Raw genomic sequence first — 22,688 nt, forward strand, 5'->3', positions numbered from 1 at the left:
ATGAAAATTTCAATAGCCATACTTTCTTTGGCTTCTGCTTTATACTTTGCACAGGTGAAAGATACCCTGGCAGAAAAAATGCTGATTTATCAGCTTCCCAACGGCGGATGGGGAAAACAGCTGAATGATAAATCGGTGGTTGATTATAATGTCCCCATCGACAAAGCCCTCTTAAAGAAAATAAAAGAGACGGGTGATGATCATGCCACCATTGATAACAATGCCACTTCAAGAGAAATCAATGCATTGATAAAAGCCTATTCCGAAACTAAAAACAGCCAGTATCTGAAAGCTGCAGAAAAAGGAATCAGTTATCTTCTTCTTATGCAGTATAAAAACGGTGGTTTTCCGCAGTATTATCCCAATACCGGATTGTACAGAAAACAGATCACCTATAATGATAATGCGATGATTAATGCATTGACCGTTTTATACAATGCAGCAGAAGGAAAAAATAATTTTGACGGAGTCAGCCCGGCCCTAAAAGAAAAGTCTAAAATCGCCGTACAAAAAGGAATTGAATGCATCCTAAAAACCCAGGTTTTGCAAAAAGGAATACCTACCATCTGGGGCGATCAGTACAACGAAATTACCCTTCAGCCCGATAAAGCCCGGGCTTTTGAGCCTGTTTCCCTGGCCACCGCAGAATCAGTAGGTATTGTCAGGTTTCTGATGATGCAGCCGGTGACTCCCGAAATTGAAAAATCAATAGAGTCAGCGGTTACCTGGTTTAAACAACATAAAATAGAAGGCTATAGCTACAATGTAACCAAAGTCAACGGCAAAGCCGTACGAACTCTGGCAGAAGATAAAAATTCGGTGATCTGGGCAAGATTCTATGATATCAATACCAATAAACCCCTTTTCGGAGACCGTGACGGAAGTGTAAAATACGATTACAACGAAGTTTCCGAAGAAAGACGAAACGGCTACAGCTGGTTCGGTGATTTTGCCGATAAGCTGATCAATAAAGAGTTTCCGAAATGGCTTGATAAAAATAAAAAAGTATAACGACTTACTATGCCTGACGGATCTTCAAAACCGTCAGGTTTTTTTTATCTTTTTTCTGGAAATATAATGGAATTGACGGGATTACTTCCCTAAGAAAATATAGGTACCCCCTTTTTCGGTCTCAAAATCAAATACATGGGTTTGTGGGACAGGATACCCTTTCAATGGGGCTTTTTCTGAAATTAAAGGCGTTTTAATCGAATTGACCTGATAATATTCGTTAGGATTTTCACCTCTTGCCAATTGTAAATTTGCCTTGGTTCTGATTGTAGTATCTCTGGAAATCCTGATTCTCGCGTTTCCTCCCAAAGAAGATTTTACAACCAGTTTTGTCAGCTTGGAATCTTTCCAGTCGATATCTACTTCAAAACCGGCACGTGCTTTCAGACCTTTTACTGAACCGTTAGGTAAAGCATCCGGAAGAGCCGGTAAAATATAAAGACAGCCGTCATAACTTTGCAGCAGCATTTCTGCAATTCCTGAAGTACAGCCAAAATTTCCATCAATCTGAAAGGGCGGATGCGCATCCAGAAGATTCGGATAGGTACCTCCCGACTGACCTTTGCCTTCCATCGGAGCAGGAGTCAGCTGATCTGAAATTAATTTAAATGCTCTGTTTCCGTCCAGCAGTCTTGCCCACCAGTTTACTTTCCAGCCCATCGACCAGCCTGTGGATTTGTCGCCGCGGTAGATCATAGAATTTTTTGCAGCTTCCGTTAAATCAGGATTTCTGAACGGCGAAATCTGTCCCGAAGGAAACAAACCGTATAAATGTGAAATATGTCTGTGTTTATCATCGGTTCTGTCCCTATCTTCCAGCCATTCCTGTAATTGGGCATGCTGACCTATCTGCATAGGCGGAAGTTGCTTTAAAGCAGACTGAACTTCATCCGAAAGGCGGTGATCTTCATTTAAAATTTTTGAAGCATGAATAAAGTTGTTAAATACATCAAAAACTAACTGGTTATCCATGGTCGTTCCCGATGTGATTCCGACACTTTTCATATACGTGTTTTCAGGCGACATAGAAGGAGAAACCACCAGGTATTTCTTCGTAGGGTCCTGTTGAAGAACATCAAGATAAAACAAAGCACAGCCTTTTAAAGCAGTATAATATTTCTTTAAAAATTCCTTATCTCCGGTATACAGATAATGATTCCAAAGATGCTGGGTCAGCCAGGCTCCGCCCATCGGCCACATTCCGTAAAAACCACCGTCTACAATTCCCGTTATTCTCCACAAATCTGTGTTATGGTGCATATTCCAGCCTCTCGCATGGTACATTTCTCTTGCCGATTCCTGTCCTGTCACCGACAGGTCCTGAATCATATCAAATAAAGGCTCGTGCATTTCGCTGAGGTTGGTGTTTTCAGCAGGCCAGTAATTCATCTCCGTATTGATGTTCACCGTGTATTTGCTGTCCCAGGCAGGATTCAGCTGATAGTTCCAGATGCCCTGGAGATTGGCAGGCTGAGTTCCGGGTTGTGAAGAGGAAATCAGAAGATAGCGTCCGAACTGAAAATATAAAGCCACTAAATCCGGATCTTTTGAATTTCCAAACTCCTTTATCCGGAGGTCGGTTGTTTTTTTGGCCTGCCCGATAGTTCCTAAATCTAAACTTACCCGCTTGAAATATTTCTGATATTTTTCAATGTGAGCTTTTAATTCGGTATCGTATTTTTTAGTTAAAGCAGATTTTAAATATTCTGAAACTCTTGCATCAGGATTTGCTGAAAGGTCATTATACTTTTTAAAATTCGTCGCTATGGAAACATAAATGACCACTTCATCCGCTCCGGAGATATCCAGTTGATTTTTTGTTGAGGTTAATTTTCCGCCCTTTAAAACCGGAACAGCCACTGTTTTAAAATTAATTTTACCGGTTTTATTATCCACCGATCCGCTGGTTCCGGAAACTACCAGTTGGTTTTTCTCTGTAAAAATTGATTTCTGCAGGTGTGGAGTAGAGGCGTTGATGGAAAAATTCAAACTTCCTTTTCTACTGGAGTACAGTTTAATCATAATTACATGATCTGCAAAAGACGAGAAAATTTCACGTTTGAAAGTCACACCATTTACTTCATAAGAAACGGTACTGACTGCCTTTTCAATATCTAAAGTGCGGGTATAATTTTAAAAATTTTCATGACCTTTGAAATCCAGGAACAGATCGCCCATGGTCTGGTAGGGCATTCCGTAATTCAGATCTTTGGGAGCTTGCCTCGGATAGGTTCTGTTGGAAACATTTTGTGCTTCCTGAAATTTACTTTCATTCAGGAGTATTCTGATCTTCTGAATGCTGTCAAACGTATTTTTCGGAACATTATTTCCCGGTTCTCCTGCCCAGATGGTTTCTTCGTTAAGTTGAAGATGTTCCTGTGAAGCTCCGCCATAGACCATTGCCCCCAGTTTTCCGTTTCCGATCGGTAAAGCTTCGTTCCAGTTTTCGGCAGGCTTATGATACATTAATTTTAAACTCTGCTGTGCCTGGACAGAAACTGAAAATACGCTTACGAAAGCTATTGAAAATATTTTATATTGAATGAATTTCAGCATTTTTTATTTTTTAAAAGGGAGAACATTTACGCTATAAAATCCACTCCGTCAGTTCGATTTTTTTTCGAGGCATATTTAAGAAAAATGTATCCGGAGCCGGTGAGAAAAAGACATTATTCCCAATTCAAAAGTTCTCGATACGCTGTTATATGAACAATTTTTTAACCCAGTTCAGAATTATTATTTAGGTATTGTTTTCAGCCAGTCCGAGCATAACGTTTTCCAATTATCCGTAAGCTCAGATTTATTGGTAATCCCGATTTTATGCTCACCCTCAGGGAAAATAAACAGGGCTCCTTTTACTTTATTTTTCACCATTTCTTGATAATACATGATGCTGTTCATCACAGGCACTGTTTTATCATTCTGAGCATGAAACAAAATAGTAGGCGGCGTTTTTTCCGTCACCCGGTTTTGCATCGAATATTCTTTGATTTTATCAGCAGAAGCATTTTCCCCCAGCAGGCTGTTCCGGCTTCCGACGTGAGCAAATTCTCCCAAATCAATAACCGGGGAAACCAGAATAGCAAAATTGGGAACAGTCGGAATTGGAGCCCAGTCTCCTTTCAGTTCGGTATAGTCTGTAGGAATATTACTTACCGACGCCGCCAGATGTCCGCCTGCGGAAGTTCCGATGACACCGATCTGGTCCGGTGAAATGCCATACTGGTCAGCATTTTTTCTGAGATATTTTATTGCTGCCTGAATATCCTGCAGCGGAGCAATTTCTTTTTGTTTCAGATCGGGAGAAGTCGGAAGCCTGTAATTTAAAACGAAAGCCGAAATTCCTTGGGTGTTAAACCATTTGGCAATCTGATAGCCCCCTAGATCGTACGTCAGTTTATAATAGCCTCCCCCGGGGATCACAACAACGGCCATCTGTTTTCTCTCTTCCTTCGGAGGTAAAAAAGCAAAGAGTTCAGTTTCCTTAATCTGTATAATTCTTCCGTCTTTTTCTTCCGTTTTTAATGGTAATCCTTTAGAATTAGGCATCTGACCTTTTGGCCAGACCATTATTTTTTCCTGTGCCGGTAATTGAATGAAAAGGGAAATTAATACCAGGAAAGCTATTTTTTTCATAACCGATGATTTGGTAAATTATTTATTATTCCAACCTTCAGGGTCTCTAAAACCCTGAAGGTTTTATTTTTAAATTAATCTTTCAGAAAATCTTCTCTGAAAGGGGTAAAAGCGTCAATCAGCTGTCCGGCTTCCAGACATTTTACACCGTGAAAAATATTGGGCTGGGCAAAAAAACCGTCACCCTGCTGTAAAATTTTAACCTCATCATTTACAGTCACTTCAAACTTCCCTGAAGCAACGTAAGTGATCTGGGAGTGAAAATGCTGATGCAATGCTCCTACGGCATCTTCTTCAAACTTTACAATCACCATCATCACCTGAGAATTGTAGCCTATAAACTGTCTTGAAACACCGGCTCCTAAATCTTCCCAGTCTGAATTCCCATCAAAGAAGGGTTCTTTTTTAAAATTCATTGTTTATATTTTTGATATTTTAAACTAAATTATTCCACATTATCTTTTATGCCGGTTAAGAAGGAATCCAGGTTGGTGACTCCGCTTGCTTCATTCTGAATAATAAACATAGATGAAAAGTGTGGACTATTTTAAATCAGCGTAATCTGCAGAATCAGCGCGAATTTTATTTAATATACTTCTCTAAACCAATTTTCAGAGTCTTCAGATTTTTTACTGCCAGTTTTGCAACAGACTCCGCCCCTAATCTTGATAAATGCGTATCATCATCCTTTCCTTTCGGATAATAAGGTTCTTCGCCTTCTTTATAGTGCAAATGTAGCTTTTTGGACTTTTCCGGACCATAAGAAATTTCCAGTTGTTCTGTCAATAACTGCATATCCACAAACGGGACCTTCAGATCATTGGCTACCATTCTTACCACCAAAGGATATTCTTTATGAGTATCTACCAGGACACCGTTCTCCGTAAAGTCTCTTCTGACAATAGAAGTCATCAGAACAGGAGTCGCCCCCTTTGCCCTGGCTTCATTCACGTACCTTTCCAGATTGGCTCTGTACTGAGTGTAAGGATTGGTAAACTTCGTCGAATCTTTCACCTTCTGGTCGTTATGCCCAAACTGAATGATTACGAAATCTCCTTTTTTCAGTTGTTTTTCCACCTTATCCCATCTGCCTTCCGTCCTGAAACTTTTTGAGCTTCTTCCGTTCATTGCATGATTCTGAATTTCAATTCCTGTAGTCATAAATTGCCCTAAAACCTGTCCCCAGCCGTGTTCGGGATTTTTTTCAGGATTTTCTTTGTTGGCCATCATAGAATCGCCGATGAGGAAAAGCGTTGGTTTTTGTTGAGCCAGAATTAAAGTTGATACCGCTAAGGTGAATATTAAAATTATTTTTTTCATTTTAATTTATTTGTTTAAACTTGAAGATGCTTCGACAGGCTCAGCATCATACCGTTACCGATGTTGCTGAAATGGGACAGTTAATGTTGAGTTGTCATGTTGAGTTGGTTGAAACATTTCAATAATTTATTATTTATTTGGATTCCATCCATCAAAAATCTTTTCAATAGTATAATTTTTCAAATCTTTTTTGGTCAGCTGATGCGACCAGCTTACACGTTTTGACGGGTTTCCGCCTTCACCTTTGCTTCCGGATTCTGCATAATAAGCCGTTTTTTCTTTATCAGGAAACATTTTATCGCCTTTCCAGGGATTCCAGCCTTCCGGAAGGATGTGTTTTCCCATGTCGGTATTGATAAAAACCGTTTTTGCGTAAGGTCTCCAGGGTCTTCCCAGATAAACCTTTGTAATGCCTTCTTTTGCGATTAAGGTACAGTCGAAAAATACAAAACCATAGGGTCTGTCGGCTTTTGTAGCGGCTGCGGTAATATAAGAATCTGCAAGACTTTTAATGGTACAGTTTTTAAAAACAACAGTGGCCTGGCCGAAAATAAAATCGGTGGTTCCTTCGATATAACAGTTTTCAAAGTATTGTCTGCTGTGATTTGTCGCCGAATAAACCGTATCCTGGCATCCCAGAATTTTAGCATTTTTAATCATAAAACGGTCACCTTCCACATGAAGAGAAACCGCCTGTCCTTCATTGCATGAAGCGTTTTGAATGGTCAGATTGCTGATTTTAATATCATCACCCATGACCAGTAAAGTATAGGAATTGAATGTCGTCATTTTTTCATTGAACGAATCTGATTTTCCGGAAAAATCATTGTTGGTGATAATCGTATGGTCTTTATTTTCACCTTCCAATGTGATTTTATGTTTTGAAGAGGGAATAACCACCTTTTCATGATACGTTCCTGATTTAATGGTAATCAAAGCTTCAGCCGGACCCAGATCCCTCACGGAATTGATCGCCTTCTGAATGGAAGTGAAATCCCCGCTACCGTCTTTGGCAACAGTAATTTTGAGATAAGGATCATTTCCTGCCAAGAGGAAATTGATCATCGAAATGAATAGAATTAAAAATAATTTTTTCATAGACTGAATTATTTTTTTGACGCAAAGGTTTTTATGAAACTTATAATTTTAGAAAACAAAGGCAAATAAAATCTGCTTAGCGAAGCTATGACGATAACTTCATCAAATCAACCTGCTGATTCATCTTTGCCCACTAAAAATTCATTAGATTAAATAAATCTTTGCGTTTAAAATCATCATTAATTTTACTTTAAAACTTTATCTAAAAAGTCAACCGTTAAATTCAAGGTTTCTGTAAACCAGGGTTCTGCCGACCAGAAAGAATGGGGGGTATCTTTGATTTCATGAAACTCTGTCGGGATATTATAGCTCTTCAGCTTTTTCATCATATCATCTCTTCCGGCATGAAAACGGGGTTGAGAGCTGTTGATGAAAAGAGTAGGAGGCGTATTTTTATCCACATATTCCAACGGTGAGGCTTCTTTCCAGATTTCCGGATTGTCTTTTTGTGGGTAACCGAGCCAGTAGGCATCATAAGTCCCTTCTTTACCGGATTCCTCATGAACAAAAGAAACCACGCCATCTACATTCACAATGGCCTGTAGTCTGTTCTTTTTCTTAACGCCGACCAAAGTCGCCATCTGTGCTCCTGCAGATTCACCCAGCACCGCTATTTTCTTTTTGTTTAAAGAATATTTTCTGTGATTTTTTCTCAGCCATTGGATACCTGTTTCGATATCTTCGACGCCGGCAGGGTATTTTGCCACATCAGCCAGCCGATAACCGATAGCGATCACGACATAGCCTTTTGAAGCCAGTTCCATGGCCATAAATTTTTCATTTTCTTTGCTTCCTGAGATCCATCCGCCACCATGAACCATGGCAATGCCCGGATATTTTTTTGACTTATCGAAGGGATAGTATACATCAGATTTTAAAGAAATTCCGTTGATATGGGAATATTCCACATCTTTATCAATCCCGATATTTTGCGGAACCGGGCGGTCTATGGGAGTGGTAAAAGGATATTTCTTCCTGAATTTTTCAAACGTACCTTCGTTGGTATAAGGAGTAGCATTCGGGCGGTTTACCTGCCCGAATGCCATGGTCCCTACAAAAAAAATAGAAATATAAGTATGTCTTCTGTTAAAAATCATTCGTTTACGAAATTTTTTTAATACTGTTTTTTATTTTTGATGGGTTGGATTTTCTCAATGACACAAAGTTTTTTTGTTTTTAGAATGTATTTTAAGACTCAAAGACCCTTGATAGGCTCAGTGTGACATCTCTAATACTAACTGGTCATAATTTGTCATGCTGAGCTTGTCGTAGCATCAGTCTAACAAGATTCAGTGTGAAATTTTATCAAAGATAAAATCCTTGTGTCTTAAAGACATAAAGTATAAAATATCTTTGTGTCTTTGCGATTTACCAACTATTTCACTGCATTTTTCGCAACGTCCGTTCCGATAGAAAGCGAACTTTTATCAGCTGTAACTTCTTTCGGCAACACTACTGCTCCTGTTTTATTTCCCAAAACTTTCACAACCGGTTTGTTTGAAGATTCAAACTTCACTGTTGAAAGGTTGATGTTTTTACTGTTGTAAATGGTGGCTCCCGTTCCCTGGGAGTATTTCAGTTTTACGTTTTTCAACTGAATTCCGTCTGCATCTACTATAGTTAAGGCCTTTTTCGTATCAAACTGTGAATCCTCAATGACAATATTTTTAAGATTCATTTCTGCTAACCCGAATAAGGTAATGGCTTCATCAGAATTCACCGCATTGATATTTTTAAAGAAAATATTTCTGAAAGTAGGGGTTTCTTCGGTTACCGGGTAAACTTTTTCCGGTGCTTTGTTGCCTTCCTGTTTCTGTCCGTCTTCCAAAACCGGAGAAGCGCCTTCATAGAACATATTAAAACCAATGGTCTGTGTCGGAATATTGATCATATCAATATTTTTGATGTAAATATTTTCAACAATCCCGCCTCTCCCGCGGGTTGTTTTAAAACGCAGACCGATATCGGTTCCGATGAAAGTACAGTCGGAAACGTGGATATTTCTTGCGCCACCGGACATCTCACTTCCGATAACAAAACCTCCGTGACCGTGATAGACGACATTATTTTTAATGATTACATTTTCAGTCGGCATTCCTCTTTTTCTGCCATCCTCATCTTTTCCGGATTTAATACAGATCGCGTCGTCACCGACATCAAACGTATTGTCATAAATCAGAATGTTTTTACAGGATTCCAGATCTACACCGTCGCCATTTTGGGAAAACCACGGATTTCTAACCGTAAGATTCCTTAAAATCAAATTTGAACACATTAAAGGATGAAGATTCCATGCCGGAGAATTCTGGAAAGTAGGACCATCCAACAACACTTTGTCGCAACCCACAAGACTTACCATTACCGGACGGAGAAAATCTTTAACGGACGTTAATTCATCTTTGGAAATTTTATCAGGAACATTGAAGCTCGAGCTGCTTTCAAATCCTTTTTTATAGCTTTCTGACGGATACCAGTTTTTTCCGTCTGCAGATAATACACCTCCGGATTTTACGATGTTTTTCCATTCAGATTCTGAAACTTTGCTTTTTTTGATGGCTCTCCACGCATCGCCGCTTCCGTCGATGACCCCTTTTCCCGTAATCGCAATATTGGTTGCATTTTTCGCAGAAATAGGGGACTGGCATCGAATGGTGTTTAATCCTTCAAAACTTACATCTACTAAAGGATAATCGTTTTTATCTTTACTGAAAACGATAAAAGCACCTTCCTCAACATGAAGATTGATGTTACTTTTCAGCTCGATAGGACCGGTTAACCACATTCCTCTCGGAACAACCAGTTTTCCGCCGCCCTTTTTACTTAAATCGGCGATGGCCTTTTTGAAAGCTTCCGTATTTTTTACATTTCCGCCCGCAACGCCTCCATATTGTGTAATGGAAACTGTGTTGGCGGCGAATGATGTTTCGGTAACCTGCGGCATTTTAAACTCAATGTTTTTATAAATATCCAGATTCTGAGCACAGATCTGCCCTGAAAATATCATTGCTGCTGCTAAACCGATCACTTTAAGAGACTTCTTCATTTTATTTTTTTTGAGTTTTGATTACTTTTTTAAATTCCTGATATACTATTGACGCCACTGCTTCCGCTCCTTCCGGCTGAAAATGCGTATTGTCCTTCTGTCCTTTCGGATAGGCTTCGTACACATTCTCCGGCAGATTCATGAAGTAATGATTTGTTGTGAAATCCTGTCCTTTTTTGGAAAAATATTCCATGGAGAGACGGTTTAAATCGATGTAAGGAACATTCAGCTCTCTGGCGATATCAATCGGAGCCCGGGCATATTCACCGTGTACATTTTCCAGTTTCCCGTCTTTCCAGGGATAATTCCTGGCTACGGGTGTTAAGATCACAGGAATCCTCCTTTCTGTCTGGTCTGATTAACAAATAATCTTAAAAATTCTTTATACCCTTCAATATTTACGTACCGTTCCGTATGCTTTTCAGAACCGTCATTATGACCGAACTGCATGATCACATAATCTTCAGGCTGCAGATGTTCATAAACCGATCTCCATCTTCCTTCCTGGAAAAATGTTCTTGTACTTCTTCCGCCATGCGCTCTGTCGATAATGACCACTGAATCTGTTATAAGCCCCGGTTTTAGTGATGCCAGACTGTCTTTCACGAAAAAAGGCTGAAAAACCTGGCCCCAACCTGTAATCGGGTAACGGACTTTCATATAATCTTTTCCAGGTTCGTAGTTTCCGGTATAATCTGCCATTGTGGAATCTCCGATAAGGTAGATATAGGTGATTTTTTTATTGTGTTTTGCCGTTGCCTTTTGGGCATTGTTTTGTGACTGACATGCCGACAACAGCAAAACAACGAATAAAAATGAAACTATATTATAAATTTTCCTGTTCATTGATATATTGGGTTAATCCTTACGAAAACCTATAAAGCTTACATTGGAACGCCATCTTAATTTTTAGTTATTCTGAACCAGTCAAAATCTGCGTAACCTCCGCGAGGTGCTTTTGTTGTACTTACGCTGTATAAACCGACCTTTGCACCGATCCATTTTCCCGGTTTGGCCTGAAAAACATCGCCGACTTTTGTGAAGTTTTTCCCATTTTCGCTGTAGCTGAACTGGCACAGGCCATTAGGCTCGCTCACATTTACTTTCAGATAAGCTTCGTTTCCTTTTAATTTGGTTTCAAATAAAATTTTTTCTTCCCCTCCTTTATCTGCTTTTTCTGCTCTTCTCAACTGAAGATAAAATCCGTCAGGTTTGTTGGTAATTACAATGGATTCATGGTCTAATCCCATCACCAGAAGTCCTGCAGTTTTACCTTCTTTAGCATCCTCCGGGGTTAATTTAACTTTGGTGGAAGCGGCAAAATTCGGAGCCGGGAATTTTTGCGTTAATAAATTCGGGACGTTCCAAAGGTTTTTTTCCCCTTCCGGAACTTTTACAGAGAATAATCTTAAAAATTTCTGTCCCGGAAGTTTTGAAGACCAGACCATATTTTCGTTGGCACTCCATTGCCATTGTATTCCTAATTTTTCACCATCAAATTCATCTGTTTCCTGAGGCGTAACAATAGGATAGGATCGGCCGACGTTTGGTTTTTTGTATGTTAAAACCGGTTCTCCGATTCCGTTCTTGTTATTGTCAATTCCGATAACAGGCCAGTCTTTTTCCCACTTCATCGGTTGTAAATGGACGATTCTTCCGCCTGCATCCACGTCCTGAAAATGGTAAAACCAGTCTTCTCCTGAAGGGGTATCAACCCAGGCTCCCTGATGAGGCCCGTTGATTTTTGATGACCCCTGTTCCAATACGACTTTTTCTTCATAAGGGCCATAAATGTTTTTTGATCTTAAAACCAGTTGCCAGCCCGTAGCTACTCCTCCGGCCGGTGCGAAAATGTAATAATAGCCGTTTCTTTTATACATTTTCGGACCTTCAACGGTAGGGTGGGCATCGTGACCGTCGAAAATATGAACGCCTTTATCTAATACTTTTGTTCCTTCAGGATTCATCTTATTGAGCGTCAGGATACTTTTTACTCCGGCACGGCTTCCTGCCCAACCGTGAACGAGATAGGCATTCCCGTCTTCATCCCAGAACGGGCACGAATCGATCAGTCCTTTTCCTTCCATCACCAAAACAGGCTCGTCCCATTTTCCAAGCGGATCTTTGGTTTTCACCATATAAATTCCGAAATCAGGATCACCCCAATAAATGTAGAACTCTCCCTTATGGAAACGGATACTTGGCGCCCAAACGGCATCTCCTCTCCTGGGAACGGAGAAATGTTCTTTTGGCAAAACATCCTGAATCGCATAATTAACCAGTTTCCAGTTGACCATATCCTTCGAATGAAGAATCGGCAGTCCGGGAGTTTCATTGAAGCTGGAAGCGGTCATATAATAATCTTCACCTACACGGATGGCATCCGGATCTGAATAATCTGCATAAAGAACCGGATTTCTGTAGTTCTTTCCCTGATCGGCAGTCCACACTTCGGAAACGTAATTTTTTTCCTGTGCATTCAAATAGCTTGATGCCATTGAAAAAATGGTTACTGAAAGTATATTTACAATGTTTTTCGTCTTCATAAAATCCAGATTTAAATCTGTTGGCTAACTTTTCATATCGGGTAACCTTTGGTTATCCTTAATTTTTTAAAGCTTTACTTAAAATGGCTTAACTTATTGTTGTTTAATTATTTCTCAAATTCTAAACTTGCCAATATGAAAGGCCCGGTTCCTTTCCCGTCGTTGGAACGGATTTCCTCATTTACATAATATTCGTATGAGCCGTCTCTGTAAGGTTTTCCTCCCAATCCGGCAACGGCACAGCATTTATTTAGATTCACCACTCCGTTTTCATCCACCGTGATTAAATTTTTAATAATTCCGTCGTACCCTTTTTTTGCGGCAGCTTTGTATGATTTAGGAAGATATCCTTCATTCACCGATTTGATGATGGTATACACAAACATGGCAGATGCGGTAGCTTCTTCATAATTCCCGTTTTTGAGGGGTTTGTCTAAAACCTGATACCAAAGACCGGAGTTTTTATCCTGCACTTTAATGACAGCATCTGCATAGGATTTCAGATAAGAAATTAATCTTGCTCTTCCCGGGTGATCTTTTGGTAAATAGTCCAGAACATCTACCATAGCCATCCCATACCAGCCCATTGCTCTGCCCCAGAAATTCGCCGAAAGACCGGTTTCCTTACTGGCCCATGCTTCTTTTTTACTTTCATCCCAGGCATGATACAGCAATCCCGTTTTTTTATCTAAAAGATTTTTCTGAACAGAATCAAACTGGAACACAATATCATCGTACGCTTTCTGAGCATCGGCCCCTTTGGTAAAATCTTTCGTATAATGCGTGTAAAAAGGCATTCCCATATACAATCCGTCCAGCCATACCTGGTTAGGATAGATTTTTTTATGCCAGAAAGACCCTTCATTGGTTCGTGGCTGCCCGTCGATCTGTAAACGCAAAGTCTGAAGGGCCTTCAGATATTTCTCTTTTTTCTCTTTCTCATAAAGGTAAAGAAGAACATTTCCGCTGTTAAGCATATCGATATTATATTTCGAAATATCGTAAGTTACAATGGTCCCGTCTTCTTTAATCAAATCTTCACCGAAACCGCTGATATAGTCATAATATTCCTTTTTACCTGTTTTTGCATATACTTTTTCTGCACCATCCAGAACGATCGCTGACGGGTAAGTCCATTTCGGACTTTTACTGAAATCCAGCATCCAGGCTTCAGGGAATCTGTGCATTTCGGAAAGCAGCATTCTTTCGGACCATTTAAGATTGGTCGGAACTTTTTTACCAGGTTTTGAAGTTTCAGTTGAAGCAGTTTTTGCTGCAGTTGCATTTTTGGTCTGTGCACATGCCAGGAACATTCCTGATCCTAAAATGGCAACGGCGTATACTTTTATTGTATGATTGATGAAATTCATGATTCTAAACTTTAAAGTTGATTATTTTTATCTAAAATGTCCAGTTTTTTATCTAAATCCTGATAGAAGGCTTCTTCTGTTGCCAGGCCGTTTGGTTCCTGTGACCATGCACCCATAAAGTAATACGATACATTTTTCGTTTTTTTAAAAACGACGGTATGAGTAGATTTCGTAGTGACATATTTATCAAAACTTTCGAGAGGGTAGAAGACGGCCATTCCGAGGTTATCTTCTTTTTTGGCTAAAGTCTGCTGACCGTAAGTGGCTATGTAAGCCCATTTTTTATTTTTACTGATTCCGTTTTTCAGGGGAATATTTTTGATGGCAACAATGCCGGTGCAGAGACCTGAAATGCTGTTACTCAGGTTCAGATCTACTTTTACAAAACGGTCTTTATTAAAGATCGTTAATTTTGAGGTTAAATCGATGGCTTCACCCCAGGTTTTCCAGCCTTTGTAATCAATTGTTGCATAAGACTGATCTTTTTCATTGACCACTTTTGCCGTTGTATTTTTTACAATTTTAAATGTTTCAACAAAATCATTCTGTTCATCATACCTTCCATAGGAACCCACGCCAATTGTCCGTCCGGATTTCAGAATATCCTGTCCCCAGGGTGCATCATGATGATACGACTCAAAACCGTCCTGTCCCACTTCAGGTAAAACCAAAGTGTTTACTTTTTTACCGAAAATATCCGTTGCATTTCTCCAGTCCAGATATAATCTGTAGGCAATCTGGTTGTTTTCCAGTCCGATACCTTCATATCTGATGAAAGTAGAGTGATCGGTATGAGATTCGGGAAGGGTAATTTCCTGAATATTTTTGAATGTTCCGCCAACATATTTATTGCCTTCCCATTTTCCGCCCTCCTTTACAGAAAGCTCTGCGTATGAAAATGGCATTTTAGGATTCTTTCTGATGCTTTCAATCACAGAATTCTGTGCTGAAAGATTTGAAGATACTAATACTCCTGCCGTTACTATTTTAAACCAATTGAGTTTCATAATATTTTTCATTAGATAACTGATTTTAACAAAGAGTTTTCATGGTTATCGCTTATTGTTTCTCAGTTATTTTTTTTACAATATCATTAAAATAAATTTCGATATTATCGTAATTCTGATCCAGATCTCTTCCGTTGGCATTGGCCACTCTTGGATTTAATTGGTTCTTCATTTCCCATTCATCAGGCATTCCGTCCTCATCAGAATCGGGTAGAGGTTTTCCTGTTTTCAGATCCGGGAATCCACCTGCATCTTTCTGAGAATCGATGATTCCATTGCTGCTGCCTTTTGAACCTTTATAAGTGAAGCTTCCGTTTTTTATATCCTGTAAAACATGAAGATCTACTGCATCTCTCACGAGGCTTGCCCCTCCAACCTGCAATGTTTTATGATAGGCTTCTTTCGGAGTATCCGTTTTTACATTATTCTGAATAGCATGAGGCTGACTGATTTTTATCTTGCTTTTATCCTGAGCCGTCAGGTTATAAGAAGGTTTCATCTGGGCAAAAACGCCTTGTGTCCAGTTGTCTTTTGTGATTTCAGGATTTCCTTCCATCACATTTCCGCTGATGTAATATTTCCCCCAGATGTTGTAAACTTCGGTTTCGGGTTTTTCATTTTTATCGATGGCCACAATTCGGTCTTTGGTCAGCGTTGCAGGACCCGGTTTGTAGTAATTATTGACGATGTTTACATTCATTCCTTCACCTCCATACAAATTGTTGTGTCCCCAGTTGTAGATCACATTATTTCTGAAATCCGTAAGGTCAGTCAGGGCAAATTTACTTCCTGCATACTCTCCGAGTCTTGGATTTCTGCTGTCGTGATGGGCGTAGATATTATGGTGAAAAGATGCAAATTTTCCTCCTGCAATTCCGCCATATCCGTGAGCGCCTTTCTGATGGGCAGAGTTTCTTAAACTTTCCGTGATGATGCACCATTGAAGGGTTGTATTTTCATTAACATAGATCGAAACCGTCTCATCCGTAGACCAGCTCATCGAACAATGATCTACGATCAGGTTTTTTATGAATCTTGCCCCTAACGCATCACCTTCGAAATTTTTCTGATCACCCATTCTGAAACGCATGTAACGTATAACCACATGATCTGCACCTATAAAAGTTTCGTAGTTGGCCACCGTAATTCCGTCTCCGGGAGCAGTTTGTCCTGCAATGGTTACATTGCCCTCTTTAATTTTCAATGGCGATTCCAGGTAAATGGTCCCGCCCGTTTTAAAGACAATATATCTTGGCCCTTTCTGGTCCAAAGCATATCTCAGAGTTCCTTCTGAACCGTCATCCGTTAGTTTTGTCACGAAATAAACCTGTCCGCCGCGGCCCCCTGTAGTATATCTTCCGAAACCTTCTGCACCCGGGAAACTCAACACTTGCTGAGCATTTGCCCATGTGGAAATACCGGATAAAATTGCTATGGTGGAGAGCTTTATGAAGTGTTTTTTCATGACTGAAAATTCTTTGGTGTTTCTGAGGTTGGGAGTCGATTTATTTCGGACTTTTTTTAAGGTTCCAGTGATCTTTTCCTCCTAAAATATTCTGCAGGGTGTATTTCTTTTTTTCTTCCTTTGTCAGCTGGTGCGACCAAGGGACTCTCGTGGAAATCCCGGCTCCGCTTCCTTTTGAATTGAATTCTGCATAGAAAGTGGTTTTCTCGGCATCAGGCTTATTCCAGTTATGCCACCCTTCAGGTTTTATCGTTGAACTGATTTCACAATCGATGAAAACCGTTTTTGCAAAAGGCCTCCAGGGTCTTCCTAAATACACGGAGTGTTCCTTAGCATTTCCGGTAATTTTTGAATTGATAAAAACAAATCCGAATTCGTTTTCCTGTGGAGTAGAAGCGGCAGTCACATAGCTTGCTGTTTCTTTGGAGTAGATGGTGCAGTTTTCAAAAACAGCGGTTCCGGCTCCGAAAATATAATCGGTAGTACCTTCGATATAGCAGTTTTTAAAATAATTTCTTGAGGGTTTTGTTTTATCAGGTGAATCCTGAGCGCCTTTTAAGTATACCGTATCCTGGTTTCCCAAAAATCTGCAGTTCTCGAAAATGATCCGGTCACCGGAAGTCAGGATGGTTACAGCCTGTCCGACTCTTCCCGAGCTGTTTTCAAAGGTGATGTTTTTTGCTGTAAAGTCATTGGAATAAATAAAAATCGTGGAAGAACCTGTCGTTCCGATATCTTTTCCTTCAGCATTCTTTTTTGAAGCAAAATCATCATAGGTGATGATGGTATTCTGAGGGTTTTCTCCTTCCAGTATAATGGCCCCTTTTGTTTCAGGGATGATAATTTTTTCTTTATAAACTCCGGATTTTATTATAATTTTTGTTCTTGTCAGAGACCCGTTTTCAGCTGCATCTACCGCTTGTTGTATGGTGGTAAAGTTGCCTTTTCCGTCTTTTGAAACCACGATTGTTTTATCGGCAGCTTTAAAAGAAAGAAGACTTAACAATAGTATAGAAAATACTGAAATAAAGGTAAGATTTTTATAAATCCGGGGAGTTTTCATAAAGTTTTAAATTTGTTTAAAATACAGACTTAACCTGGGGCTAAGCCTGTATTCTTAACTTGATATGAATGTACTTTTAATGTCTAATAGCCGTAATCCTGAGTAAGATTATAGTTTGAGTTTACCACATCCAACGCTAATGGAAGCAATTCTTTTCTGTTGGGCTGGAAATAATAGGCATAACTCTTAATGGGGTCACCACTGATGTATGGCTGCGTCATGGCAAGTCTCCAGTTTACTTTTGTATAGCCGGAAGGTGTTGCCACACTTTGGTTCGGCGTGTAGAAAATATCTGATTTTGCAACTCCTGTTGCAGTATAGAAATCGATATCCGAAATGTTCTGTTGAGCCGTTTTGGTTTTGTCGTAGGCTACTTTCTTATAGAAAATATATTCCGGAACATTCGCGTACTCGCCTGTACCATTCATAAACTGGGTAAGCTTAGCTCTTGTTTCATTAATTTTGGTTTCTAACAGATTCCAACGGATCAAATCATATTTTCTCAGTCCTTCCCCTCCGAATTCCAATTGTCTTTCCTTTACAATATAATTGAAGAAGGCGGTTTTGCCTGTAGGAATGGTTCCTACCTGACCTAGATTACCCGTGTACGCTCTTCGTCTCACCGCCATTACTGCGTCGATCGCTTCCTGGGAAGGAGAGCCGTGCAATTCGTTATCTGCTTCCGCGAACATTAACAGGATATCCGAATATCTTAATAGAGGCCAGTCGATACCCAGGTTCTGGGAAGTACCGGTAATATTGGACCATGATTTTCTGAATTTCCCGTCATTCCAGTTGATGGAAGTCTGAAGTTCCTCCTGTTTTGTCGTGTTGACTCTGAAGATGGCAATATTGATATCTCTTCTCAGATCGTATTTGCTGAATTCATAAAAATAAGTCGGGATGGCACTGATACCTCCTGAAGATTTCCAGTCGGTGTCATCATGTCTGAGACCATTGTAGTAACCGATTTTACTGTCTGTTCTGGAGTTTCCTCCGAATGCTCCGATAGCATAGATAACCTCGTTCGTTGCATCCTGAGAATTGGTATGTAAAGATCTGAATAAACCTTCGTAGCTTGGATTTAACTGATGCTGTCCGGAATTGATGATATCTTTACATTCATCATAAGCGATCTGATAATATTTTTGAGGATTGGATCCCTGCAGCATTTGCTGTGGTGCTCTTCTTAATGAGTAACCAGCTCTTGCAAGCGCGATTCGTGCTCTCAGTCCTTTAACGGCTCCTTTCGAAATTCTCTGAGCAGTGGTGCCTCCTTCTGATCTCCATGGAACCAGACTTTCAGCCCTTAACAAATCATCGAGAATTTTATCATAGATGATGTCTCTGTCTGTTTTCGGAAGGTATAAGTCTGGAAGATCTGCTGAAGGAACATCCTGAAAAGGTACATCGCCCCAGTTCTTGATAAGATCAGAATAGAACTGAGCTCTAAGCGTTAAAGCTTCACCCAGATACCTGTCCATAAGTTTTTTATCTGCATCGGAACCTGTTTTATAAACCGGTGAAAGCGGAATATTTTTAATAACAAGGTTGGCTCGCTCAATACCTGCGTAGGTATCTAAAAAAGGTCTTAAAAGTTCTGTATTGGTAGTAATAGCCCCAAAACAGCTGATTCCTCTTCTGTCATTGGCATTATAGTCTCCGGAAGTTCTTAGATCATCTCCGGATTGGGTAAGGATAAGATTCATTCTCTGGCCATAGGTATTATCACCCATCGTTGCGTTATAAACGCCAACCAATGCAGAGAAAGTGTCGGAAGCAGAGTCGAATTGTTGTGCTTCTGCGGTGTTGGATAAGCTTTCCACATCCAGATACTGGTCGCATGAACTTAAAGATATTAATCCTGCAATGGAAAAGACTATAGCTAAAAATTTATTCTTCTTCATAATAATAGGGTTTAAAAAGTGATATCAACTCCGGATAAGATAAATCTGCTGCGTGGATAGGCAGCATAATCTACCCCGGGGGTTAAAGGGTTTCTTCTTGTATTGGCTTCCGGATCATATCCTGAGTATCCGGTGATGGTAAATACGTTGTTCATGGTAAAATACAATCTGAAATTTGAAAGACCCAGTTGTTTGGTAAATTCTTTTCCAAGGGAATAACCGATAGTAACGTTATTTAATCTTAAAAAAGAACCGTCTTCGATAGCATACGAGTGTAAGAAATAGGCACCTGCAGGAGGAGTCCATCCGGTAGTATTGGCATTAAGAGCGGCCAAAGCAGCGGGATCATTCACCTTTTGCCCTGCATCATCAAACCATCTCCATCGGTCTGCCACCTCAGCAAGCATATTGTTGTCTCTATATAAATATTGAGTTGAATATTCGATTTTATTGGCATTATACACTTTATTTCCGACCGAAAAGTTGAATAGTAAGCTCATGTCCCAGTTTCTGTAACGGAAAGTCTGGTTGAAACCACCGTAGAACTTAGGTTGTGCATTTCCTAAATCAGTCATATCCTTATTGTCGATGATGCCGTCACCATTCAAATCCTGAAGTTTCAGATCTCCAGGCTGTACCAGTTTCGCACCATTGGCTGCCGCAGCAGAACTTGGAATACCTGCTTTTAAAGTATATACCTGCGTAGCAGCGTTATAATCGAAATCACTTACCTCATATCTTCCTGCCGTCTGGTATCCCCAGTAGGTACCTACAGGCTTACCTACCTGTACCAGGAAGTCATTCAGGCTGTTTTGCCATCCTGAAGGATAAAGGTAAGAAAAAGAGCTTGGCGAAGCATTGTCACCCAGACTTTGAATGGTATTTCTGTTTGACGAAATATTGGCATCCATTTTCCAGGTGAATTTATCATTGCTGATAAGGGTACTTCCTATGGAAAATTCAATTCCTTTATTTGTAGTGCTTCCGGAGTTTTGGTATTGATATTCGTATCCTGTGGTTTTAGGAATCTGTGCTAAAAGTAACAAGTCTTTGGTGTCGGTCTGATACAAATCAAGGGTTCCGTAAATTCTTCCTTTAAATAATCCGAAGTCTAAACCAATATTTTTAGACGTTGCAGATTCCCACTTTACGTTTTTATTCGCCAGGATGTTTCCGGTTGTCGCACCGGGGGTTACATTGCTTCCGAATGCATATCCGTAATCAGAAGATGTTATAAAGAAGGTATCATACAGGAAAGATCCGATCCTGTTATTTCCTGAAAGTCCGTATCCCAAACGAAGTTTTAATTCGCTGACTGTTTTATTGCCTTTTAAGAAATCTTCTTCGGTGATCTTCCAGGCTGCAGAAGCGGCAGGGAAATATCCCCATCGGTTTCCGGGCCCGAAAACACTGGAACCATCTGCTCTCATGGAAGCGGTAAGGATATATTTATTTTTGAAAATATAATTGGCTCTCCCAAAAAATGATGCCAGACGATCGGGGTTTCTTCCCGCTCTCGGTGCATCCTGAACCAATCCTCCCGGGGGAGACGCCGACTGAATGTTGGCAAATGCCTCCTGAGCGCTGATAGATTTGGGAAACCACTTAATGGTCATTGCTAACGATTCGCCGTCAGTTTTTACAATTTCCTGACCGGCTAATAGATCTACTTTATGATTACCGAATGTTTTTCTGTAATTTAAAGTATTGGTATTCGTGATTCTTCTTGTTTGAGATTTACTTAAAAGAACAACCGGCTGATCGTTATTTTGTCTTGCAACGGATGTTATCGGTCCGGAAAACTGATTGATGTATTCATCTCTCTGTACATATCCGATCACACTTCTGAATGTAAAATCTTTACTGATTTTGTATTCTATGGTCCCGTTAAGTAGTAAATCATTTCTGCCATTTTCCTTGATCTCGTTATTGGCTAAAAGGACAGGGTTTACAAGATTGGTCTCATTGGCAAACAATGGGTCGAAATCATCCACATCTACTGAAGAACCTCCTTCAAAAGGCTGATACCTGACCGCATTTCTAAGCCTGTTGGTACTTTGTGAACCCGTAGATGATGTTCCCGCTCCGAAAATCGTCTGTCTGCTGTACCTGGCATTCAGGGTCATATTCAATTTCTTGGAAATCTCGTAATCATACTTGAAGTTGGCCATATTTCTTTTGAAGCCGGATCCGATCATGATTCCGTCTTCCTCCACATTATTTAACGATAAAGAGAAAGAAGAATTATCAGACCCTCCGGTGACAGAGAGGTTATGAGTAAAGTTAAATGCTTCTCTTCCGAATACTTCATCCTGCCAGTCTCTTTTTTTTACGGTCTTGTAGTCTTCAAGCTGATCATACGTACCGTATCTTGCTACAAATGCATCCATATCGGTCTGTACGCCACCCTTATTATATACTTCATACTGATAGAGCACAAATTGATAGGGATCTAATACGTCAATGGTATTCTGTATTTTTCTTACGCCTAAAAATCCGTTATAATTAATCAGTGTTTTAGCTCTTTTACGGCCTCCTTTCGTTGTAATCAAAACAACTCCGTTAGCTCCTCTGGCTCCATAGATATTGGTAGAAGAGGCATCTTTTAAAACCTCGATAGACTCAATCTCTTTTGGAGATAAGACCGATAGTGCATTATCCATCTGTACTCCATCCACGATATACAGGGGGGCATTGCTCCCCGTAATAGAATTACCTCCACGAATGACGATATCCACATCAGCTCCCGGAGAGCCTTCACTTAATGAAACCTGTACCCCGGCCATTCTTCCCTGAATTGCTTCAGCAGCATTGGTGGAAGGCATATCTTTGATCGCATCTGCTTTTACAGAAGCAACAGAATTGGTAACATCTTTTTTAGAAACTTTGGTATATCCCACCAAAACCACCTCATCAATGTTTTTTTCGATTTCCTTTTTCGGTTCTTTTTCTTGAGCCATAGCAAGGACAGGAAGTAGAAAGACAGTTAAATATAACCACTTTATTGAATGTACTCTTTTATCCATTTTAGTATCCTTATAGTTTTAATTCTTTGTTGAAAGTTTTCTCAATCTTTGTTTTTTTGTGGATTTTGTAAGTATTCTATGTTAATAATAGCGGTCAATATTTTAGAAGTCGTACGCTTTAGAGTGCAATCGATTGCGTAATTGATCGTAATAAAATATCCTGGCTCCTAAACTAATATTATTTTCCAATACACAA

Annotated in this window: 17 protein-coding genes and 1 pseudogene; 1 reads left to right on the forward strand and 17 read right to left on the reverse strand. The window is 39.9% G+C overall.

What is annotated here, in order from left to right; genetic code table 11:
- The gene (gene pelA / locus ODZ84_RS18200) at positions 1-1,011 is read left to right on the forward strand and encodes a pectate lyase (RefSeq protein WP_266173802.1); all 1,011 of its coding nucleotides are present in this window, start codon (positions 1-3) and stop codon (positions 1,009-1,011) included.
- Between the two features lie 81 nt (positions 1,012-1,092).
- Here the strand turns inward: pelA and ODZ84_RS23695 are convergent, their stop codons facing one another.
- The 17 genes and pseudogenes from ODZ84_RS23695 to ODZ84_RS18280 form a co-directional block, all read right to left on the reverse strand.
- Positions 1,093-1,479 (reverse strand): glycoside hydrolase family 95-like protein, encoded by a 387-nt coding sequence (locus tag ODZ84_RS23695; RefSeq protein ID WP_408612441.1) that lies wholly within the window; start codon positions 1,477-1,479, stop codon positions 1,093-1,095.
- Between the two features lie 6 nt (positions 1,480-1,485).
- Positions 1,486-3,567 (reverse strand): annotated as a pseudogene (locus tag ODZ84_RS23700) (glycoside hydrolase family 95 protein); the annotation flags it as partial.
- A 180-nt stretch (positions 3,568-3,747) separates the two neighbouring features.
- A complete protein-coding gene (locus ODZ84_RS18210; RefSeq protein ID WP_266173803.1) occupies positions 3,748-4,647 on the reverse strand; it encodes an alpha/beta hydrolase in 900 nt (299 codons plus the stop codon).
- 74 nt (positions 4,648-4,721) lie between these two features.
- The gene (locus ODZ84_RS18215; protein ID WP_266173804.1) at positions 4,722-5,063 is read right to left on the reverse strand and encodes a cupin domain-containing protein; all 342 of its coding nucleotides are present in this window, start codon (positions 5,061-5,063) and stop codon (positions 4,722-4,724) included.
- Positions 5,064-5,229: 166 nt separating this feature from the next.
- Complete coding sequence (locus ODZ84_RS18220) at positions 5,230-5,967, reverse strand: rhamnogalacturonan acetylesterase (RefSeq protein WP_266173805.1); 738 nt, start codon at positions 5,965-5,967, stop codon at positions 5,230-5,232.
- Between the two features lie 129 nt (positions 5,968-6,096).
- Positions 6,097-7,065: a pectinesterase family protein gene (locus ODZ84_RS18225; RefSeq protein ID WP_266173806.1), complete on the reverse strand. Its 969-nt coding sequence runs from the start codon at positions 7,063-7,065 to the stop codon at positions 6,097-6,099.
- A 185-nt stretch (positions 7,066-7,250) separates the two neighbouring features.
- The gene (locus ODZ84_RS18230; RefSeq protein WP_266173807.1) at positions 7,251-8,162 is read right to left on the reverse strand and encodes an alpha/beta hydrolase; all 912 of its coding nucleotides are present in this window, start codon (positions 8,160-8,162) and stop codon (positions 7,251-7,253) included.
- A 278-nt stretch (positions 8,163-8,440) separates the two neighbouring features.
- Positions 8,441-10,108: a glycoside hydrolase family 28 protein gene (locus ODZ84_RS18235; protein WP_266173808.1), complete on the reverse strand. Its 1,668-nt coding sequence runs from the start codon at positions 10,106-10,108 to the stop codon at positions 8,441-8,443.
- 1 nt (position 10,109) lies between these two features.
- Positions 10,110-10,439: an SGNH/GDSL hydrolase family protein gene (locus ODZ84_RS18240; RefSeq protein WP_266173809.1), complete on the reverse strand. Its 330-nt coding sequence runs from the start codon at positions 10,437-10,439 to the stop codon at positions 10,110-10,112.
- Positions 10,436-10,954, reverse strand: coding sequence for an SGNH/GDSL hydrolase family protein (locus ODZ84_RS18245; RefSeq protein ID WP_266173810.1), 519 nt, complete (start codon positions 10,952-10,954; stop codon positions 10,436-10,438). Before ODZ84_RS18245 ends, ODZ84_RS18240 begins: the two co-directional genes overlap by 4 nt.
- 56 nt (positions 10,955-11,010) lie before the next feature.
- Positions 11,011-12,654 (reverse strand): glycoside hydrolase family 43 protein, encoded by a 1,644-nt coding sequence (locus tag ODZ84_RS18250; protein WP_266173811.1) that lies wholly within the window; start codon positions 12,652-12,654, stop codon positions 11,011-11,013.
- 107 nt (positions 12,655-12,761) lie between these two features.
- Positions 12,762-14,024, reverse strand: coding sequence for a glycoside hydrolase family 88/105 protein (locus ODZ84_RS18255; RefSeq protein WP_266173812.1), 1,263 nt, complete (start codon positions 14,022-14,024; stop codon positions 12,762-12,764).
- 11 nt (positions 14,025-14,035) lie between these two features.
- Entirely contained in the window at positions 14,036-15,043 is a 1,008-nt protein-coding gene (locus ODZ84_RS18260) for a DUF4861 family protein (RefSeq protein ID WP_266173813.1), read from the reverse strand.
- A gap of 40 nt (positions 15,044-15,083) precedes the next feature.
- Complete coding sequence (locus ODZ84_RS18265) at positions 15,084-16,496, reverse strand: pectate lyase family protein (RefSeq protein ID WP_266173814.1); 1,413 nt, start codon at positions 16,494-16,496, stop codon at positions 15,084-15,086.
- Between the two features lie 40 nt (positions 16,497-16,536).
- Positions 16,537-17,559 carry a pectinesterase family protein gene (locus tag ODZ84_RS18270; RefSeq protein WP_266173816.1) on the reverse strand — a complete coding sequence of 341 codons (1,023 nt, stop codon included), beginning with the start codon at positions 17,557-17,559 and terminating at the stop codon, positions 16,537-16,539.
- A gap of 83 nt (positions 17,560-17,642) precedes the next feature.
- Positions 17,643-19,466, reverse strand: a complete 1,824-nt coding sequence (locus ODZ84_RS18275; protein ID WP_266173818.1) for a RagB/SusD family nutrient uptake outer membrane protein — start codon at positions 19,464-19,466, stop codon at positions 17,643-17,645.
- 11 nt (positions 19,467-19,477) lie between these two features.
- Positions 19,478-22,426, reverse strand: a complete 2,949-nt coding sequence (locus ODZ84_RS18280; protein ID WP_266173819.1) for a SusC/RagA family TonB-linked outer membrane protein — start codon at positions 22,424-22,426, stop codon at positions 19,478-19,480.
- Positions 22,427-22,688: the final 262 nt, after the last annotated feature.

Source organism: Chryseobacterium fluminis, assembly GCF_026314945.1.
Taxonomy (GTDB): domain Bacteria; phylum Bacteroidota; class Bacteroidia; order Flavobacteriales; family Weeksellaceae; genus Chryseobacterium; species Chryseobacterium fluminis.

Bases quoted from the DNA above. Each gene is read 5' to 3' on its own strand.
- ODZ84_RS18280 (WP_266173819.1), bottom strand. From the start codon at position 22,426: ATGGCTCAAGAAAAAGAACCGAAAAAGGAAATCGAAAAAAACATTGAT.
- ODZ84_RS18275 (WP_266173818.1), bottom strand. From the start codon at position 19,466: ATGAAGAAGAATAAATTTTTAGCTATAGTCTTTTCCATTGCAGGATTA.
- pelA (WP_266173802.1), top strand. From the start codon at position 1: ATGAAAATTTCAATAGCCATACTTTCTTTGGCTTCTGCTTTATACTTT.
- ODZ84_RS18255 (WP_266173812.1), bottom strand. From the start codon at position 14,024: ATGAATTTCATCAATCATACAATAAAAGTATACGCCGTTGCCATTTTA.
- ODZ84_RS18265 (WP_266173814.1), bottom strand. From the start codon at position 16,496: ATGAAAAAACACTTCATAAAGCTCTCCACCATAGCAATTTTATCCGGT.
- ODZ84_RS18235 (WP_266173808.1), bottom strand. From the start codon at position 10,108: ATGAAGAAGTCTCTTAAAGTGATCGGTTTAGCAGCAGCAATGATATTT.
- ODZ84_RS18270 (WP_266173816.1), bottom strand. From the start codon at position 17,559: ATGAAAACTCCCCGGATTTATAAAAATCTTACCTTTATTTCAGTATTT.
- ODZ84_RS18260 (WP_266173813.1), bottom strand. From the start codon at position 15,043: ATGAAAAATATTATGAAACTCAATTGGTTTAAAATAGTAACGGCAGGA.
- ODZ84_RS18215 (WP_266173804.1), bottom strand. From the start codon at position 5,063: ATGAATTTTAAAAAAGAACCCTTCTTTGATGGGAATTCAGACTGGGAA.
- ODZ84_RS18230 (WP_266173807.1), bottom strand. From the start codon at position 8,162: ATGATTTTTAACAGAAGACATACTTATATTTCTATTTTTTTTGTAGGG.
- ODZ84_RS18210 (WP_266173803.1), bottom strand. From the start codon at position 4,647: ATGAAAAAAATAGCTTTCCTGGTATTAATTTCCCTTTTCATTCAATTA.
- ODZ84_RS18245 (WP_266173810.1), bottom strand. From the start codon at position 10,954: ATGAACAGGAAAATTTATAATATAGTTTCATTTTTATTCGTTGTTTTG.
- ODZ84_RS18225 (WP_266173806.1), bottom strand. From the start codon at position 7,065: ATGAAAAAATTATTTTTAATTCTATTCATTTCGATGATCAATTTCCTC.
- ODZ84_RS18250 (WP_266173811.1), bottom strand. From the start codon at position 12,654: ATGAAGACGAAAAACATTGTAAATATACTTTCAGTAACCATTTTTTCA.
- ODZ84_RS18220 (WP_266173805.1), bottom strand. From the start codon at position 5,967: ATGAAAAAAATAATTTTAATATTCACCTTAGCGGTATCAACTTTAATT.
- ODZ84_RS23695 (WP_408612441.1), bottom strand. From the start codon at position 1,479: ATGCTGCTGCAAAGTTATGACGGCTGTCTTTATATTTTACCGGCTCTT.